We start from the raw sequence: 530 nt of genomic DNA, 5'->3' as shown, positions 1-530 counted from the left end.
CTTTGAACTTGCAGAGCAGAGTGAATTTTTAAAAGGCAAAAATAATAAAAACTGGTCAGCGACATTTGACTGGCTTATCAGTGACGGTAATATGGCTAAGGTGCTTGACGGCAATTACAGTAACAGGACAGAGCCATCATACAGCCCTGTAGGAAAACAACAGGACAAGCAAAACGAGAGCCGGGAAATGATGTATAACTGGGCGATGTCAAGAGGAGGAGAGGAATGAACACAAAGGAATTTGCCGTATTTGCAGATCGGATAAAAACAGCATATCCAAAAGACAACCTGCTGGCAACGGGAGATCAGATGGACTGGTGGTATGAACTACTGGGAGATATTCCTTTTCAGGTTGCTATAATGGCTCTCAAGAAATACGCACTGTCTAACAAATTTCCACCTGCAATATCAGACTTAAGACTGTATGCGGCAGATTTGATGGAAACGCGTATCCCCGATGCTGACGAAGCGTGGGGCGAGGTCAACATGGCTGTAAGGCGCTACGGATATATGAGGGAGGCGGAGGCACT

The 530-nt window shown here is 45.5% G+C and carries 1 protein-coding gene and 1 pseudogene; both read left to right on the top strand.

Annotation, left to right across the window (positions count from 1 at the left end; translation table 11 throughout):
• Window positions 1-229 (top strand): annotated as a pseudogene (locus NE473_RS30140) (hypothetical protein); the annotation flags it as partial.
• Window positions 226-530, top strand: a 305-nt coding sequence (locus NE473_RS30135) for a replicative helicase loader/inhibitor (protein ID WP_256265549.1), incomplete at its 3' end; no start/stop codon positions are given. The pseudogene NE473_RS30140 and the gene NE473_RS30135, both read left to right, overlap by 4 nt.

This window comes from Hungatella sp. SL.1.14 (assembly GCF_024460495.1).
GTDB lineage: Bacteria > Bacillota > Clostridia > Lachnospirales > Lachnospiraceae > Hungatella > Hungatella hathewayi.
This window is presented reverse-complemented; position numbering and strand designations above follow the sequence as displayed.